This is a genomic window from Pseudomonas sp. PGPPP4 (assembly GCF_002256045.1).
GTDB lineage: Bacteria > Pseudomonadota > Gammaproteobacteria > Pseudomonadales > Pseudomonadaceae > Chryseomonas > Chryseomonas oryzihabitans.
Genome location: NZ_NKID01000013.1, coordinates 60,838 through 77,922, shown reverse-complemented (window position 1 = coordinate 77,922; position 17,085 = coordinate 60,838). Strand labels below are relative to the sequence as shown.

Annotated in this window: 14 protein-coding genes; 7 read left to right on the top strand and 7 right to left on the bottom strand. The window is 64.7% G+C overall.

Features of this window, described 5'->3' with window-relative positions; all coding sequences use genetic code 11:
• Window positions 1-80 precede the first annotated feature (80 nt).
• From CFE50_RS19965 to modC, 4 genes are read left to right on the top strand one after another with little or no spacing between them, the layout of a single operon-like run.
• Window positions 81-893 carry a TOBE domain-containing protein gene (locus tag CFE50_RS19965; RefSeq protein WP_286737021.1) on the top strand — a complete coding sequence of 271 codons (813 nt, stop codon included), beginning with the start codon at window positions 81-83 and terminating at the stop codon, window positions 891-893.
• 22 nt (window positions 894-915) lie between these two features.
• Window positions 916-1,671: a molybdate ABC transporter substrate-binding protein gene (gene modA / locus CFE50_RS19960; RefSeq protein WP_286737020.1), complete on the top strand. Its 756-nt coding sequence runs from the start codon at window positions 916-918 to the stop codon at window positions 1,669-1,671.
• Window positions 1,672-1,675: 4 nt separating this feature from the next.
• On the top strand, window positions 1,676-2,353 hold the full coding sequence (modB, locus tag CFE50_RS19955) for a molybdate ABC transporter permease subunit (RefSeq protein WP_042136720.1): 678 nt from the start codon (window positions 1,676-1,678) through the stop codon (window positions 2,351-2,353).
• Complete coding sequence (modC, locus tag CFE50_RS19950; RefSeq protein WP_286737017.1) at window positions 2,350-3,426, top strand: molybdenum ABC transporter ATP-binding protein; 1,077 nt, start codon at window positions 2,350-2,352, stop codon at window positions 3,424-3,426. The genes modB and modC overlap by 4 nt, the downstream gene beginning before the upstream one ends.
• A gap of 157 nt (window positions 3,427-3,583) precedes the next feature.
• Here the strand turns inward: modC and CFE50_RS19945 are convergent, their stop codons facing one another.
• The 5 genes from CFE50_RS19945 to CFE50_RS19925 form a co-directional block, all read right to left on the bottom strand.
• A complete protein-coding gene (locus CFE50_RS19945) occupies window positions 3,584-4,570 on the bottom strand; it encodes a Wadjet anti-phage system protein JetD domain-containing protein (protein WP_286737015.1) in 987 nt (328 codons plus the stop codon).
• On the bottom strand, window positions 4,570-8,991 hold the full coding sequence (gene mukB, locus CFE50_RS19940) for a chromosome partition protein MukB (protein ID WP_286737013.1): 4,422 nt from the start codon (window positions 8,989-8,991) through the stop codon (window positions 4,570-4,572). The genes CFE50_RS19945 and mukB overlap by 1 nt, the downstream gene beginning before the upstream one ends.
• A complete protein-coding gene (locus CFE50_RS19935; protein WP_286737011.1) occupies window positions 8,988-9,668 on the bottom strand; it encodes a chromosome partition protein MukE in 681 nt (226 codons plus the stop codon). The genes mukB and CFE50_RS19935 overlap by 4 nt, the downstream gene beginning before the upstream one ends.
• Window positions 9,665-10,969 (bottom strand): condensin subunit MukF, encoded by a 1,305-nt coding sequence (locus tag CFE50_RS19930; protein ID WP_286737009.1) that lies wholly within the window; start codon window positions 10,967-10,969, stop codon window positions 9,665-9,667. Before CFE50_RS19930 ends, CFE50_RS19935 begins: the two co-directional genes overlap by 4 nt.
• A gap of 250 nt (window positions 10,970-11,219) precedes the next feature.
• Entirely contained in the window at window positions 11,220-12,152 is a 933-nt protein-coding gene (locus CFE50_RS19925) for a LysR family transcriptional regulator (protein ID WP_286737007.1), read from the bottom strand.
• 138 nt (window positions 12,153-12,290) lie between these two features.
• Here CFE50_RS19925 and CFE50_RS19920 point away from each other — a divergent pair, with 138 nt between their 5' ends.
• On the top strand, window positions 12,291-13,208 hold the full coding sequence (locus tag CFE50_RS19920; protein ID WP_241807597.1) for a DMT family transporter: 918 nt from the start codon (window positions 12,291-12,293) through the stop codon (window positions 13,206-13,208).
• Here CFE50_RS19920 and CFE50_RS19915 read toward each other — a convergent pair.
• Window positions 13,174-14,106 carry an acetamidase/formamidase family protein gene (locus CFE50_RS19915; RefSeq protein ID WP_286737004.1) on the bottom strand — a complete coding sequence of 311 codons (933 nt, stop codon included), beginning with the start codon at window positions 14,104-14,106 and terminating at the stop codon, window positions 13,174-13,176. The genes CFE50_RS19920 and CFE50_RS19915 overlap by 35 nt on opposite strands.
• 26 nt (window positions 14,107-14,132) lie before the next feature.
• Entirely contained in the window at window positions 14,133-15,515 is a 1,383-nt protein-coding gene (locus CFE50_RS19910) for an APC family permease (RefSeq protein WP_241807595.1), read from the bottom strand.
• Window positions 15,516-15,668: 153 nt separating this feature from the next.
• On the opposite strand from CFE50_RS19910, the gene CFE50_RS19905 reads away from it, so the two are divergent.
• Window positions 15,669-16,433 carry a LuxR family transcriptional regulator gene (locus CFE50_RS19905; RefSeq protein ID WP_241807594.1) on the top strand — a complete coding sequence of 255 codons (765 nt, stop codon included), beginning with the start codon at window positions 15,669-15,671 and terminating at the stop codon, window positions 16,431-16,433.
• Window positions 16,434-16,522: 89 nt separating this feature from the next.
• Complete coding sequence (locus CFE50_RS19900) at window positions 16,523-16,993, top strand: nuclear transport factor 2 family protein (protein ID WP_241807593.1); 471 nt, start codon at window positions 16,523-16,525, stop codon at window positions 16,991-16,993.
• The last annotated feature ends 92 nt before the right edge of the window (window positions 16,994-17,085 follow it).

Genomic DNA, 17,085 nt, shown 5'->3' with positions numbered 1-17,085 from the left:
TGCGTGGGAGAAGAGGCAAGGGGCGCCACTCTAGGTCGGAGCGCGGTAGTCATACAACCCGAGCGCCGGGAGCATCCGGCATGAGCGCCTCGCCCTTCATTGCCCATCTGTCCCTGGAAAGCAGCATCGGCGCCGAGCTGACCCAGACCCGTATCCGCCTCTTGGAGGCCATCGCCGCCACCGGCTCCATCAGCCAGGCGGCCAAGCGGGTGCCGCTGTCCTACAAGGCGGCCTGGGATGCGGTGGACCAGATCAACAATCTCTCCGCCCAGCCCCTGGTCGCCCGCAGCACGGGCGGCAGCGGCGGCGGCGGCACCCGGCTGACCGACTATGGCCAGCGGGTGGTGGCCTTCTACCGAGCGCTGGAACAGCACTACCAGACCACCCTGGACCAGGTGGCAGCCGGACTGGACGAGGCCAGTCGCACCGAGGTGGCCGATTTCCGCCAGTTGCTGCTCAACCTCAACTGGCGCAGCAGCGCCCGCAACCAGTTTTCCGGCGTGGTCGAGACGCTCGAACAGGGCGATGTGGAAAGCGCCGTGGTGCTACGCCTGGACGATGCCACCACCCTTACCGCCCTGGTCACCCGCGAGAGCGCCGAGCAATTGCGCCTGGCGCCAGGCCGCGCCGTGGTGGCCCTGGTCAAGGCCTCGGCGGTGCTGATCGGCACCGATCCGGGGCTGCGCCTGTCGGCGCAGAATCTGTTGTGGGGAGAGGTCGAGCGCGTCCATGAGGGACCGATCAACCACGAGGTGGTGCTGGCGCTGCCGGCCGGCCGCCGCGTCACCGCCACCCTGACCGCCAATAGCAGTCGCCAGCTGGGACTCGTCCCGGGTCTGGCCGCCTGTGCCTGTTTCAGCGCCGCCAGCGTCCTGCTGATGAGCGCGTCCTGACCATCCCAAGGAGCCAGATCCGATGATCTCCAGCCGTTCCCGCCTGTTGCTTTCCCTGCTCACCGCGGGCCTGGCCACCCCGGCCCTGGCCGACGAGGTCCAGGTGGCCGTGGCCGCCAACTTCAGCGCGCCGCTCAAGGCCATCGGCGAGCGCTTCGCCCAGGACACCGGCCATCAGCTGGTGATTTCCAGCGGCGCCACCGGCCAGCTCTATGGCCAGATCAGGAATGGCGCGCCCTTCGCGGTCTTTCTTTCCGCCGACGACAGCACCCCGGCCAAGCTGGAAAGCGAGGGCGCGGCGGTCAAGGGCTCGCGCTTCACCTATGCCATCGGCACCCTGGCGCTCTGGTCGCCCAAGCCCGGCTATGTGGACGGCGACGGCGCGGTGCTCAAGCAGAACGCCTTCACCCACCTGGCCGTGGCCAATCCCAAGACCGCGCCCTATGGCCTGGCCGCCAGCCAGGTGTTGGCCAAACTGGGCCTGACCGAGGCGGTCGCGGCCAAGCGGGTGGAAGGCCAGAACATTACCCAGACCTACCAGTTCGTCGCCACCGGCAATGCCGAGCTGGGCTTCGTCGCCCTGTCGCAGATCTACGGGGACGGCAAGCTCAAGGAAGGCTCGGCCTGGATCGTGCCGGCCGACCTCTATGCGCCGATCCGCCAGGACGCCGTATTGCTGGACAAGGGTCAGGATCAGCCGGCGGCCAAGGCGCTGCTGGCCTATCTCAAGGGACCCCAGGCGGCCGCGGTGCTCAAGGCCTACGGCTACCGGCAGTGACGCCATGAGCCTGAGCGCGGCGGACTGGGCGGCGATCCGCCTGACTCTGGAATTGGCCAGCGTGACCACCTTGCTGCTCTTGGTGCTGGGTACGCCTCTCGCCTGGTGGCTGGCGCGCACCCGCTCCCGGCTCAAGGGGCCGGTCGGCGCCCTGGTGGCCCTGCCGCTGGTGCTGCCGCCCACGGTGATCGGCTTCTACCTGCTGCTGGCCATGGGGCCGGAGGGCTGGGTGGGGCAATTGACCGAGGCGCTGGGGCTGGGGCGGCTGCCCTTCACCTTCGCCGGGCTGGTGGTGGGTTCGCTGTGCTATTCGCTGCCCTTCGTGGTGCAGCCGCTGCAGAACGCCTTCGAAGCCATCGGTCCGCGCCCGCTGGAAGCGGCGGCTACCCTCAGGGCCGGCCCCCTGGATACCTTCTTCCACGTGGTGTTGCCGCTGGCGCGGCCGGGCTTCGTCACCGCCGCCATCCTCGGCTTCGCCCATACCGTAGGCGAATTCGGCGTGGTGCTGATGATCGGCGGCAACATTCCCGGGCGCACCCAGGTGGTCTCCACCCAGATCTTCAATCATGTGGAAGCCATGGAATATCCCCAGGCGCACCTACTGGCCGGCGGCATGCTGGCCTTCTCCTTCGTGATCCTGCTGCTGCTCTATGGGCGCCGTGGGCGGTCGGCCTGGACATGAGTCTCGTCGCGCGCTTCGAATTGCGGCATGCCGACTTCGTGCTGGACGTGGACCTCGCCCTGCCCGGCAGGGGCGTCACCGCGCTATTCGGTCCCTCGGGCTCGGGCAAGACCAGTTGCCTGAGGTGCGTTGCCGGACTCGAGCCCGCCGCCCGTGGCCGCCTGGTGGTGGCGGAAGAGACCTGGCAGGACAGCGACCGCGGCCTGTTCCTGCCGCCGCACCGACGCGCCCTGGGCTACGTCTTCCAGGACGCCAATCTGTTCGAGCACCTGGACGTGCGCCGCAACCTGCTGTTCGGCTGGAAGCGGGTGGCGCCCGCCGCGCGTCGACTGGAACTGGAGCAGGTGGTCGAGTTGCTGGGCATCGAAGGACTGCTCGCCCGGATGCCGGCGCGCCTGTCCGGCGGCGAACGCCAGCGGGTCGGCATCGCCCGCGCGCTGCTGACCAGTCCACGGCTGCTGCTGATGGACGAACCCCTGGCGGCGCTGGACGCCGAGCGCAAGGCAGAGATCCTGCCCTATCTGGAGCGCCTGACCGGGGAGCTGGCGCTGCCGATCCTCTATGTCAGCCATGCCCCGGACGAGGTGGCGCGGCTGGCCGATCACCTGGTGCTGCTGGAGCGGGGCCGGGTGCTGGCCAGTGGACCGACCACCGAGGTGCTGGCGCGCCTCGACCTGCCCATCGCCCTGGCCGACGACGCCGGGGTGGTGCTGGCAGGGCGGGTGCTCGGCCATGACTCGGACTACGGGCTGCTCAGCCTGGGCCTGGCCGGCGACCAGCGCGTGCTGCTGGCCCATGCCCCGCTGCCGCCCGGCCAGGCGTTGCGCATCAAGGTGCTGGCGCGGGATGTCAGCCTCAGCCTGGAACGCCAGCACAGCAGCATCCTCAATGTGCTGCCGGCCACCGTCGCCGAGATCGCCCCGACCCGTTCGCCGGCCCAGGTGCTCTTGCGCCTGGACTTGGGTGGCACGGCGCTGCTGGCGCGGATCACCCGCTATTCGCTGGAGCGGCTGGCGTTGCGGCCGGGCAGTCGGGTCTGGGCGCAGCTCAAGTCGGTGGCGGTGCTGGCGTAATACGCTACGCGCGCCTCAATAGCATTTACCTAAGGGCGATTTGCCCATGAACCATCTTGCTCAAGCTAGCCATCCTCTGAGCTGCACAGCAGCAGAACTGTCGACTAGGTAGCGCGATTTGTTGCACATTCCCGAGCACTGGTTTTATTCGAACTTCTCAATCGACAGGTAGCTGAATAATCGATTCAAGAGCACTTCTCATCCTAGAGTCGACCACCAAAGGTTCCTGCTCCAACCAAAGACCTTTGTCCACGAGATCATGCACCAGCTTTGGCGCATGACGGAGATCCAGCCCAGCAGGCCATGGCTTTTTCAACTTCCTAGGCTCCACGCACTCGGCCCAGAAGGATGGAACGAACCAGCACAGATCTGACCGAAGCTCTCGTAGTTTCAGGAAGATTCGCACGCCGTTTGGGTCGAGATCGCCAAAGTGAACGACAGGAACCTCGGGCTGCACCTGAGCGAGTAGATACACAACAGTGGCTATGTCCCAGCCGGGGACATGAGCCAAAAGCCATCCGTCCAGCATCGGCAGGTCACGCCAAGCGCCAGAGTTTTCCACCAGCAAGACCGCTCGCAAGGGACCTTCCAAAGTGAGGCCATCCAGGAAGGCCCGTTCCGGGATTGGTGCTTCACCAAGAAAACGGGCAAGCTTCCAAAGATCCAAGACACCCTGCTCGGTCTGTGCCACTAATCCACGCGGTGGTCGCAAGCGTAACAATCCGTCGTGGGTCGCTTCGGTGCCGGCAAGCGCAGCTTGTCGGCGCGGCGTGAGCACCGCTTTGGAGTGGGGCGCGGTTAGCGCGGCTGCAGTCCGGCGATTGAGACGTCCTGGCAGCGCCGGAAGCCGCCCTGCGCGGCGCGCATCTTCCAAGCGAGTCCAACCATCAGGCGTGGGGGAAAACCCGCCCGCTGTAAGTGCCGCCAGCGCTTCCTGCCAGTCCGGCCATACCCGCTCAAGCAGCGCAACGAGTTCAGTGCGGCGAGCCTCTACCAAGGCAATCTGATCACGCCGGCCGGTCGAGCGGATCCAGGATAGCTCTGCCAGAGTGTCATACGCTTTCACCTGTGAGGCGCGGCGCTTGAGCGTCCCCTGCACCAGCAACTCGAGCAGAGCGATGCGCTGCTGCGGCGTCTGCCACATTAGCCTACGCTCCTAGTGCGACGACCGAACACCAGAACTTCCTCGCGCCCCTCGGGCGTCACCTGGCGCACCAAGCGATAAGTCGTATTGCCTTCGGCACGTGCCACTTCGGGGGCCGCGATCATCAACTGCAGATCCAGTGTCTGGCACAAATCGAACAGGACACCGAGATTGTCCGGCGACAGACGGTTGGCTTCGTCCAGGAACAGGAAACGCAGCGAACCGTGAGCGCGCTTACCGCGCAGCAAGGTTGCATCGCGTTCCCACTCGGTGAGAACCACCATCATCAACGCAGCACCGACACCGATCGCCTCGCCGGTCGACAAACGTGTCGGGTTGGCGACTTCCCACTCGGTGCCGGACTTGCGACGGATCTCCACCTGCAGATGCACGTATTCCCGATAATCGAGCAGGCGCTGCCCTGCTGAGCGCCCACCGCCGTAGCGACGAAAGATTTCGTCGAGCGCCTCCTCGATCGGCATGTCCGCCTGGAACAGTAACTCCTGGGCCGCACCTTCACGCAGGGCGCGCAGGATCTGCTCCATACGCTCGACAGTCTGCATGCGCACACGGATGCCCTGAATGCTGCCGAAACTGACCTTTTCTAGATTCTTGGTCAAGCGAGTGACTTGGCCGCGCGCTTTGCGAATCTGTACGTCAATGCCGCGTGCTACATCTTCGCTAGCTCCACGCAGGTCGCTTTCCTGCCGGGCGAGACGCTCTTCGAGATCAGACAGTTGGTCGCGCAGCCGGATGAGCGCTTCTCGCGGGTCATCGACCTCGGCCACCTGTGCCGGCAGGCGGCGGCGCAGCCAGTCGCGCACAGCCAGCCAAAGCGTCAGGATGGCATCAGCGAAGGCGGTATCGGAGGTGTCGCGCAGCTGTTGCAGTTCGGTCAGCAAGATCTCCCCGCCGCGCGCACTACTCAGGCGCTCCAGTAGGACACCCCGGCGTATTTTGGCTTCCTGGACAAAATTAATGTGGCCACGGATGTCGGCAAACTTTTCAGGAGTTCTGGTCAGCAACTCACCTACCAGACTATCGCGCATCGCCCAGTCAAGTAGGTCGTCCCAGCGCTTACGTGCAGGCTCGGCCTCACGGCGTTCGATAGCGAGTTTGTCGTCGGCAAACTGCAGATCCTGTTGGGCGTTTTGTACGCCATGTTCCTGGTTGCCTTTGGCCGTCAGCAACACATCACGCCGCGTCCCATGGGTACGCAGTTCTTGTTCCAACCGCATCACCTCGGCACCAGCCGCCAACAGGGCATCCTCGGTGGGAGCGGATATGCCGAGGGAATTGAAATGTTCAGCGGCGGATTCATGTTCCTGTCTTGCATTGTCATACTGGCTTTGCGCTGCAAGAAAGCGCTTGCTCGCCTCGTCATACCGGGCTTCCGCCTGGGTGACCTTGTTTTCGCTATCTTGTAGTAGCGTTTCGGCTTCGCTCAGTTGCTCTTGCAGCGCCGGAACCAGTTCCTGCGAGTCTTCGAGCCGACCTGGAGCTTCCTCCCAAGCCAAGGCTTCGGCGTTTTCGCACAGATATTCGAGTGCTTCGATCCCGGCATCGAGTTGCTGGCGCCGCGTCTCCAAAGCATTGGCGTGAAGCGTCAGGTTTTCTATATCCGTGTCCGACAACGGAAGCTGGCGCAAGTCACCAAGCCCATTCTCCACACGAAGGACATCTGCCTGGTTGGCGGCGATCCAGCTCCTGGCCTCGTCTGCTTGCGATGCTTTTTCGCTGAGTACTTGCACGCGCTCGCCATGATCGGGAGGATCGAGAAGCATCGCCTCGGCCAGCAACAAACGCAGTCTGCCAATACGCGGCCGCAGTGCCTGTGCCGCCGTAGCATTGCGATCAGCCGTTTCGCGCTGCTCCTCGATCTGTTCATCGACCAAGGTGATCGCCTGCTGCACCTCAGCGATGGCGCCCGCAGGATCGCCCGCCAGCCAGACCTCCAGCCCGGCAAGTAGAGCATCGCCATCGGCCTGCAGTCGCTCCAGCGTGCGCCTTGCACTCCTCATCGTATGCAGTTCGAGGGCTTTCTCTTCGGCCTGGGCCTGCAGGTCAGCCGCCCTTTTCTCGCGCGCCCGCCGCCCTATGCGCGGCTTGGTGGGAATACGGGATAAGCGGAGAGCGATACCGTCTTGGATAACAAGATCGCCTTCGCTGGCATTCGTGGTACCAGAGGCTTCTGCCAAGCGGTAGAGGTCGGCATCACGCGATACCAGTAGTACATCAGCTAGTTCCTCTGGCCGGTCCACAGCCGTACGAGCTGCTGCTGTGAGATCGTCGACGACTAGTGCCTGCACCAAGGCCCCAAGCCGGGCTTCCAGCACCGCAGCCTCCTCTATCGCCACTTCTTCGTAACTACCAGCCAGTAGTTCAGCACCGAGCCTGTCCTTGAGCTGCAACAACGCCGGCGAAAACGGGCCTCCGGCCGCCAGTAAATCGCGCGCCTCGCGGATCAGCCGCTCCTGCGATTGCTGTGCCTGCTGTTCGGCCCGGCCGGCCTCGGCGTACTGTTTGCCTAAGCAAGCACGGGCTTCATCCAAGCTGCCCCGATCCTCTACTCGTGTACCGAGGTGTTCGGACAAGCGCATAGCGCATTCCGTTAGCTTCCGCCATTGCGGCTCTCGTGCCAGCAACTGTTGATATTGTTGCTGGAGCTCCTCGCGCCGACGCCGTAGCTCGGCAAGTTCGTCATTAGCCGTCCTTTGCGCCTGCTCGTGTACGGATCGTTCGGCTTCAGTATTGGTGAGCAAAGCGTTGACGACTTGCGTGGCGGGTGCCTCAGTCAAAACCACACCCAACTCGCTCGCCTGTGCGCGTACCCGAGCCTGCCGAATCTGCAACTGTTGTGCTTCGGCCAGTTCACGTTCAATGCTGTGAATCTGATCAGCAAGTACGCTCAGTTGCCGGTGAAGACGCAACGCTTCAGTAGCCGCATCGTACGCAGCGATGATTTCGACATCCTGCCCTGCGAGCCGCCGGACAGCCGCCATTAGCTGCGCATACCGCTCACGATGCTCCAGCGCATCGGACAGGCGTGTCCTGGCTTCGCGACGCTCCTGGTCGATGGAGTCGAGGGTGTTACGTGCCAATGCGAGGTGATCGACGAACTGCGCCGGGAGCAAGGGGGCAACCTGCAACGTCACCTCGGCTTCCCGCAGTCGTCGGGTTACTTGGCGATAGGCAGCGGCCCGGCGATGCAATTCCTCTATTCCCCGCTGTAGGTCGGCGAGCCCCTCAGCGGCACGTTTGTAATCCTCCTGGACACGCTTGAGTTCCTCGCGGCTGCGGATTCGCAACGTTTCAGCCTCGCTTCGCAGCCTGCCCGCTTCCTGTGCTTCGGGCTCGGTCTCCGCGAGACGGATAACACTCTGTTGCAGGGTGCACAATGCCGCCAAGGCATCCTTCAGCTTGGAGTGCCAATTGCGTGCGGATTCGAGCACTGGCTCCAGTTCGACCTTGCGAGCATCGAGCTCATCCAACTCGGTCAGAGTCGCGTCGAGTGCTTCACGCGCAATTTCCTGCGCATGGAAAGCCCGATCACGCGAGCTCTGAGCCTCGCTCACCCGGCGTGCCAGCTCGTCGGCACGTTCGCGAGTAGCGAGAAAGGCCGCGCCGAACATGGCCTGGCCGGCTTCGTAGATACTGCCGATTTCTTGCTCCAGACGGCGCGACTCTTGCACTTCTACCCGGGTCCGCCGACAGGCATCCAGGTTTGATCGCATCCTCTGCAAGGTATCAGCGAGGCCACTTTGCTCCCTGAGTAGGAACGAGCGTAGCTCCGAAGTGAGTACCCTTGATATGCCGCCGGTCATGCTGGTACGCAACATATCGTTAAACTTATTGCGGTCCTCGTCGGTACCAAGGCGCAGTGGCATGACTCCCTGGTCGAATAGCGCGGCGAAGTACTCCCGGGCGGAGGGATAAAATTGTAATCGCCCACCGAGCCGAGCCGCGTTGTCGCGCAACTCCTGCAACTCCGGCACAGACTCGACGCCTCCCTGTGCAACTAGCAGCAGATCTTGCAAGCGGATCGCAGGGTCGAGGCCCCAGACAATAAATGGTGTAGGCTCCACAGAGGGTTCACCTTTGCGTTCCAGATGCACCCCAGCCAGCAGCCTCTGTGCACCTGCAAGGGCAAAATCTACCACCACGTAGGAAGGGCGTCCGGGATCACCTAGACGTCCCCAAATACCCTTGTCGCCCCCAGTCGCTCCAGTCTCGCCGAGATTGGTGAAGCGCAGGCGGGACATATCGGGCAACAGAGCGACATAGGCGGCAATCATCACCGTGGTCTTGCCGGCACCGTTGCTGCCTTCCAGCGCAGTGACATGCCGATCGAGTAGATAACGCTCGTAGAAGACGCCTTTCCAATTGACTAGGGCTAAAGCATCGGCACGTGTTCGGCTCATGGCGACATCTCCTCCCCCTCTGCGTCGCCGCTATCGTCATCCATGTCGTTAGCATCACCCAGTAATACTTCTCCACGCGCAACCAGCCGCTCTAGGGCGTCGCTGGGGTCTGCGAGCCCCCGAACCGGCTCGGCAAAGCGCATGAGTGCCGGACGCAGGCGTAATCTGTCCGCATCAACCACATCGATGAAACCCAGCTCAGCTAACTTACGCAGCGCCTCGTCCGCTTTCCCTCGCACAGTTTCAGCGGCAATGCGTTCGTCATACTTGCGTCTACGCGGACTTAGCGTACGCACCAGCACATTGGTGCCCAGTAATCCGGACAGCCGCTGCAATAGCGCTTCACGTGTCGCCATGCCGCCATGCTGCAAAGTCGCGGGATCAAGATACATCAGCGCCAGCACCTGCCCGACAAGCATTTCGCCGACAGATAGCTGACGGCGCCCCAGCCGCTCACCGCTGGGCAGCAAATAGAAATAGCCATCGCTCTGCTGGATCAGCTCACAACCGAAACGCCGATAAAAAGGTTCGAGCAGCGCCTGTGCCTCCACCAGGTAATCATAGAGGCTGCCATCATCTCGACCGATATGGCGTCCACGTCGCAACGTCAGATCCACCTCGGGGAATCTCTCGTCGACAATCACCTCTTCCAGAGAATCGAATACGACATCGCTCACTCCACTTTCCTCCGGCCCTGGACAGTCCAATCCTCGACTTTGAGCTGTTCGCCCACTTCTAGCCATAGCCGCTCGCGGCTTGAGCGCAATCGGGCTAGTCTTGCAGCTGCGTCAGCGACCCGACCCGCAGCCACGTATTGGCTATCGTCGCTCAAGGTGGCGAGTACCTGCACCGTTAGCCCCGCCAAGGTATCTACGCCCTCGTCGAGCGCCCGACTCACCATCACTTCGATATCTGCCAGCGCATTTTCAGCTTCCACCCAGGCTGGTTCGGCCTCACGATCAGTCTTTGGCCTGGCCACCACCGGACGCTCGACACGTGCTTCAAGTGGACGTAGCAGGCAGATAGAGCCTGCATGCGCAGCTAGTAGATGGAAAGGCCTGTTTTCCCACTCCGCAATCTGATCGCGCAAGCGCTGGCTCAGTGCCCGATCAGGATCCAGTCTGACCACGTCGCGCAAGTAACGGTGTACATACTGGTAGTATTCGGACCATGCCTTTTGGCGTGCACCGCCCCAGGCTCCGATCCGGTCTACATGTTCGATGACCCGCTGTGCGGCTCCCTCGGCTTCGACATTTTCTGCTGAAACGGCCAGCGCCTGGATGTCCTGGAGCAACGCAACGAAATGGTGTGTGTCTCGCAGCAGGATTTCATTCAGCTCGCGCAATGTGTGGGTCGTTGCGTCGAGCAGGCTCTGGCATCGATCGATTGCGCTGAACCAGTCGTTCGATAGCAGGCTAGCGATTTCCGCCTGGATTTCCTCCTGCTGGGCATCAAGCCCCCGCTGCCGACGTTCGATACCCGCCACCATGTCACCGACCGTGATCCTCAGGGGGGCGACCACGCCCTGACGCCAATCCTCATCGTTCTGGGCCTTCCTGGCTGTCGCCAGGATGTCGGCGAGTTGAGCGCGCAAGGTGCCGGTCAATAAGCTGAGGCTTTCCCGAGTCAGGGCCTCATCCGCCAGAAAGTATTCGATTACCGCAGCGGCAAGCCGCGTCAGCGCATACTCGCCCGCCCGCACGATGCCGGCGCCATCAACTCTGGCCAGCATGCGCTGCTCTCGTAATCGTTGAATGGCATGGGTTGCGCGCTTGCGTGGATTTTCGGCGGCGGGTTCAACCACATCACAGACTTGTTCGAACAGATCGATCAGCATGTCCTCTTCGAACGACGCAAGTCCCGCCTTGTCTGCTCTTAGGTACAGGCCTGCGAGAAAGCAAACGTCCGCTGTTTTGAGGTCAAGATTGACCTGGTCTCGAACTAGCGAGGCAATAAGGCGATTGGGGTCAGCTGCCATCATATGTGCTAATCAGACCTCTTTCTGCGCATTAATATGTTTGCAAATACATCTTTTGCATTTGGCCAGTAGTTCGCTCTTATCAGTCTTTCAGGGATAGTCCAAATGGTGAGGTCCTGTCAATGAGATCATTGCCTGGCAGTGCTTCTAGGGTCATAAGACGAAATGGCTACATCTCAGATGAAGTTGCTTTACTCCAAGTAAGCGCTTAGTAGTCTACTCGCGCTCTTTGCACTGATGAGATAACTTATCAGGACTTGGTTGATGTATCGTTATACTTTAATCGCTCAACCAGAAAATCCACCAGCACCCTGACCGCCGCCGGTAGTTGGCGATCCGGTGGGTAGAGCAGCCAGGCGGTGCCCTGGTAGGGGCCGAGGTATTGCCAGTCGGGCAGCACCCGCCGCAGGCTGCCGTCGGCCAGACCGGCGTCGGCGGCGAAGGCCGGCAGGCAGGCGATGCCAAGGTCGGCGAGGGTGGCTTCCAGGCGCACGCCGCTGTGGTTGCAGGCCAGGCGACCGCGCACCGTCACGCTTTCCACCCGATCACCGCGGCGCAGTTGCCAACGCTGGTCGCCCGGGGTTTCGCCGAGGTAGAGGCAATCGTGCTCGGCCAGCGCCTGGGGCTGCTGCGGCATGCCGCGGCGCTCAAGATAGGCCGGGCTGGCGCAGAGCACGAAGTCCATCTCGCGCAATGGCCGGGCGACGAAGCCGGCGGGTGGCTGCTCGGTGATGCGCACCAGCAGATCCTGGTCGTCGGCGATGGGGTCCAGCGGACGGTCGTCCAGGCGCAGTTGCAGATCCACCTCGGGATAGCGCTGGAAGAAGTCCGGCAGCAGCGGCGCGATCAGCCGATAGCCGACCGCCTTGGGCACCGCCAGCCGCACCTGGCCGCGGGGCTCCTCGCGATGCTGCAGACCGCTGTCCAGCGCCGCGCCGGCGGCGGCCAGCAGCTGGCGGCAGTGGCCGAGCACCTCGCGGCCGGCCTCGCTCAGGCGCAGCTGACGGGTGGTGCGCTGCAACAGGCGCACGCCCAGCTCCCGCTCCAGCCGCGCCACCTGGCGACTGACCGCCGAAGGCGTGGCATCCAGCAGGCGGGCGGCGGCGGTAAAGCTGCCGGTCTCCACCACCTTGGCGAAGGCGACCAGGCAGGGCAGCAGGGGGAGGGCGCGCACGAGATCCATGCCAAATCCGCGGGAAGCAATGGGGCTGGAAAGACTGGCATTGCTTCCCTGGCGGAACAAGAGCTATGCGCGCGGACGAGCTTATCGCGCCTAACGCGGGACGGGCACACTGGCGGCCTGATCCAGGGAGAAGCCGTCATGTCGCCACGCCCCACCTTTGGTCTCGCCGAAGGCCTGCTGCTCGCCACCGCCCTGGTCTGGGGGACCAGCTACGCCGTGGTCAAGGACGCCGTGGTGCTCTATCCGGTGCTCGGCTACCTGGCGCTGCGCTTCTGTCTCACCGCGGCGCTGCTGCTGCCCACCCTGAGGGGCGAAGGCCGGCGGGCCTGGCGACCCGGAGTGCCGACCGGTCTGCTGCTATTGGCGATCTTTCTCGCCGAGACCTATGGCGTGGCCCTGACCAGCGCCAGCAACGCCGCCTTTCTCATCAGCCTGTGCGTGGCCCTGACGCCCTTCGCCGAATGGTGGCTACTCGGCCAGCGCCCTGAGCCCCGCGCCCTGGGCGCCGCGGCTCTGGCGGTGGCGGGCGCCGGGCTGCTGACCCATGGCGTGACCCTGAGCTTCAACCTGGGCGACGGCCTGATCCTGCTGGCGGCGCTGTTGCGCGCGGTCAATGTCTGTGTGGTGCGCCGGCGTCTGCAGCGGGCCAGTGCCCCGGTGCCGGCCCTGGCGCTGACCGCGGTGCAGACCGGGGTCGTCGGCCTGGCCTGTCTGCTGCTGTTCGCCCTCGGCCCGGGCCTGGCGCCGCTGCCCGTACAGCCAGGCTTCTGGCTGGCCACCGGCTACCTGGTGCTGTTCTGCACCCTGGGCGCCTTTCTTGCCCAGAACTTTGCCCTGGGCCGCACCAGTGCCACCCGCGTCGCCCTGCTGATGGGCGCCGAGCCGCTGTTCGGCGCGCTGTTCGCCAGCGTCTGGCTGGACGAACGCCTGGGCCTCTGGGGCTGGCTGGGCGGCCTGCTGATCGTCATCGCCTCGCTGTGGGGGACGTTGCCGCGGCGCGCGCCAGACCATTCGGCCCCGGCTATTCGAACACGATCCGCGGAAAGTAGAAGCTGACCACCCAGTTGGGCACGTCGACGATCTCGCTGATGCGCAGATCGCCGCAGACCGAGCAGAGCAGATAGGCCTGTTCCGCCGGCAGGTTGCGGGTCTGCCCGAGCCAGTCGATGGCGCCGCTGACGGCCATGCGCGCCGCGGCCAGCAGGTCCGGTCCGATCCCGGTGAAGACCTCGTAGCCGGCGCCGTCGAGGTGTCGGGTGACCGGCCCCGGGGTGCTGAAGCGCGGCATGGCCAGCGGTTGCCCCTTGATCAGCTCGAAGGTGGCGGTAACCGCCATGGCGCTCTCGATGGCGGTGCCGCAGACCTCGCCATCGCCCTGGGCGGCATGGGTGTCACCAATGGAAAACAGCGCTCCGGCGACCTCCACCGGCAGGTAGAGGCTGGTGCCGGCGGCCAGGTCGCGGATATCCAGATTGCCGCCCACCCGCCGCGGTGGCACCACCGAGTGCAGGCCTGGCGCGGCGGGGGCCACCCCCAGGGTGCCGGCGAAGGGCTTGAGCGGGACCCGCGCCAGCTCGCCGAAGGCCGCCGGCGTCTGACCGCTGCGGTCGTACTGCCAGAGTTGCAGCACCGGGTCGAGAAACTGGTCGGCGAGCAGGCCGAAGCCGGGGATGTTGGCGGTCCAGCCAAAGCCGCTGGGGGCGAAGCTGTCCAGCGTCACCTTGAGCACGTCGCCCGGTTCGGCACCATCGATCCACAGCGGACCGCAGACCGGATTGACCCGCTCGAAGGGCAGGGTGGCGATGTCGGCGGCGCTGGAGTGGCGGTGGAAGTGGCCGTCCGCCGCGTCGCGGCAGGCAAAGCTGACCGTCTCGCCCGGCGCAACTTCCAGCGCCGGGGGGAGGCTGTGATCCCAGCCGCAATGGCAGTGCTGGCTGTGCAGGGTCTTGATCATCTGAAGCCTCCACGACGGGTCTGTGCCTAATGGACGGCGTCGTTGGCCTTGAATTCCGTGGTCCGGCCGCTGAGCTTGAGGAACGCCAGCACGGCCAGGCCCAGCACCATCCAGCAGCTGCCGCCGACCTTGGCGTAGACGTCGGCGTTGAACAGCACATAGGCGAGGATGATGAAGCCGATCAGCGGGACCAGCGCATGGAGCAGTGGGCGACCGGCGCCGCGGTGATGCCAGGCCACTGCCACATGCAGGAGCAGGAAGGCAGTCAGCGCACCGAAGTTGCACATGGAGGCGAGCAGATTGATCTGGCCGACGAAGAACAGCCCCAGCACCAGGCTCAGGGCCGCCACCAGCAGGATGGCGCGCTGCGGCACCCGGGTCGCGGGATGGATCTGCCGCAGGAATTGCGGCAGCTGGCGATCACGCGCCATGGCGAACAGCAGGCGCGAGGTGGCAGCCTGGGCCACCAGGGCATTGGCGATGGCGGCACCGATGGCCACCGCCAGAGCGATCACCACCTGCAGCCAGGGGCCGGCGATCAGCCGACCGATCTCGTAGAAGGCGTTGTTGGAGGCGTCAGCGTCGGGATACTGGATCAGGTTGGGTTGCAGCAGCGCGGCCAGCCAGGTCTGCACCATGAACAGCGCCGCCACCAGGGTCAGGGCCAGCAGGGTGGCGCGGCCCACCACGCGGCTGCCGCCACGGGTTTCTTCGGAGAGGGTGGAGATGGCGTCGAAGCCGAGAAAGGACAGCACCGCCACCGACAGGGCGCTGAAGATCAGCGGCAGGGAGAATTCCTGGGGGTTGTACAGCGGCTTCAGGCTCCACTCGGCGCCATTCACGCCGCGGCTGATGGCCAGGGACGCCAGCACCACGAACACCAGCAGCACCGCCAACTGGCCGTAGAGGAACAGCCGGTTGGCGCGGGCGGTGGTCTCGATGCCGCGCAGGTTGACCAGGGTGTTGAGGCCGACGAAGAAAACGATCCACAGCGGCTGGGGAAGCGCCGGGATGACGTTGGCCATGGCGTTGGCGCCGATCACATAGAGCAGGGTGGGCACCAGCAGGTAGTCGAGCAGGATGGCCCAGCCGGCGAGAAAGCCCAGCGCCGGGTGCAGGCCGCGACCGACGTAGGCGTAGACCGAACCGGCCACCGGAAAGGCGCGCGACATCTGCTGGTAGCTGACCGCGGTGAACAGCATGGCGACGAAGCCGATCAGGTAGGTGAGGGGCACCATGCCATGGCTGGCATCGAACACTCCGCCAAAGATGGAAAAGGGCGCGATGGGCACCATGAACACCAGGCCGTAGATGAGCAGGTCCTTCAGCCCGAGCTGGCGCCTGAGTTCCTGGGTGTAGCCGAAGCGAGCGAGGTCGGCGGCGTCGCCGGACGGAGCGTGCTGAGTCATTGGGGGCATCCTCGAAGGGGCGGGGTAGGCTCGACTCTAGGCCAGCGGCCAGACAGGCCCCATCCGTAAAAGTGCTAGGTTTGCAGCGGCGCTCGGGCGACTGGCAGAGGCTTTGCTTTCTTTCCCTCATCGCGACCCCCAGGGAGTTCCAAGATGCATGCCGATCTGCTCACCGTCAGCGGCCGCCTCGCCGGCCTGGCCAGCCTCGATGCCTGCCTGGACGCCGTGCAGGACACCGCCGATGGCTTTGGCTGCAAGGCGCTGATCTACGACTACGCGCCGGTGCCCCTGAGCCACGACGGGGTGCTCATCACCCCCTCGGTGTTCAAGGTACGCAACGCCCCGGCGGACATGCAGGCCTTCTGGTGCGAGCGCGGCTACTACCAGATCGATCCGGTGCAGCAGTGCGCCAGCCGGCGCGCCACGCCCTTCGTCTGGTCGTTTCGCAGCGAAACCCGCAGCGCCCTGCGCGAGTACCTGGGTGACAGCCATAGGCCGGTCACCTGCTATGTGCGCGACAGCGGCCTCGCCACCGGGGTGACGGTGCCGCTGCACCTGCCCGGCGGCGCCTTCGCCACCCTCACCGGCATCCTCGATGCCGACGCCCAGGACGCCGAGGCTACCGGCGAAGCCTGCCTGGGCGCCTTCCTGGTATTGGCCCATGCCTTCCAGGCCCGCGCCGACGAACTGCTCGCCCCGGCCGAGCGCCGTTGTGGCCAGGTCCGCCTGACGCCGCGCGAGCGCGAATGCCTGCAGTATTCGGCCAAGGGCCTGACCGCCAAGCGCATCGCCGCAACCCTCAATCGATCCACCGCCACGGTCAACCTGCACCTCAACTCCGCGGCCCGCAAACTGGGGGCGCGCAACCGGGTCGAGGCGGTGGTGCGGGGGCTGCACTATCGGCTGGTGGAGCTCTGAGCGACTTGGCCGGATCCGTGGGCTGTTCGACCTTGTGACACCCGCGCTACGGCCCGACACTGGGGCCTCATCTGCCCAGGAGAGTCCCCATGAGCGCCGCCCGTCCTCCCGTCCCGCCCTTCACCCTCGAATCCGCCCGGCAAAAGGTCCGCGCCGCCGAAGACGGCTGGAACAGCCGCGATCCGGCCAAGGTGGCGCTGGCCTATACCGCCGACAGCCGCTGGCGCAATCGCAGCGATTTCCTCCAGGGCCGCGCCGCCATCGAGGCCTTTCTCACCCGCAAGTGGCAGCGCGAGCACGAGTACCGGCTGATCAAGGAACTCTGGGCCCATGACGGCGCGCGTATCGCCGTGCGCTTCGCCTACGAATGGCGGGACGAAGACGGCCAGTGGTACCGCGCCTACGGCAACGAGAACTGGCACTTCGACGACCAGGGCCTGATGGCCGAGCGTCACGCCAGCATCAACGACCTGCCGATCAGCGAGGCCGAACGGCTGTTTCGCTGGCCCCAGGGGCGGCGGCCGGACGATCATCCGGGGTTGAGCGAGCTGGGGTTGTAAGACTTGGATAGGGCGTAGCCTGGACTGGGGCGCTGCCTCGTCCACCGGGTGCGGCTTTAGGTCTCGGTGGAAAACGCGACGGATGACCCACT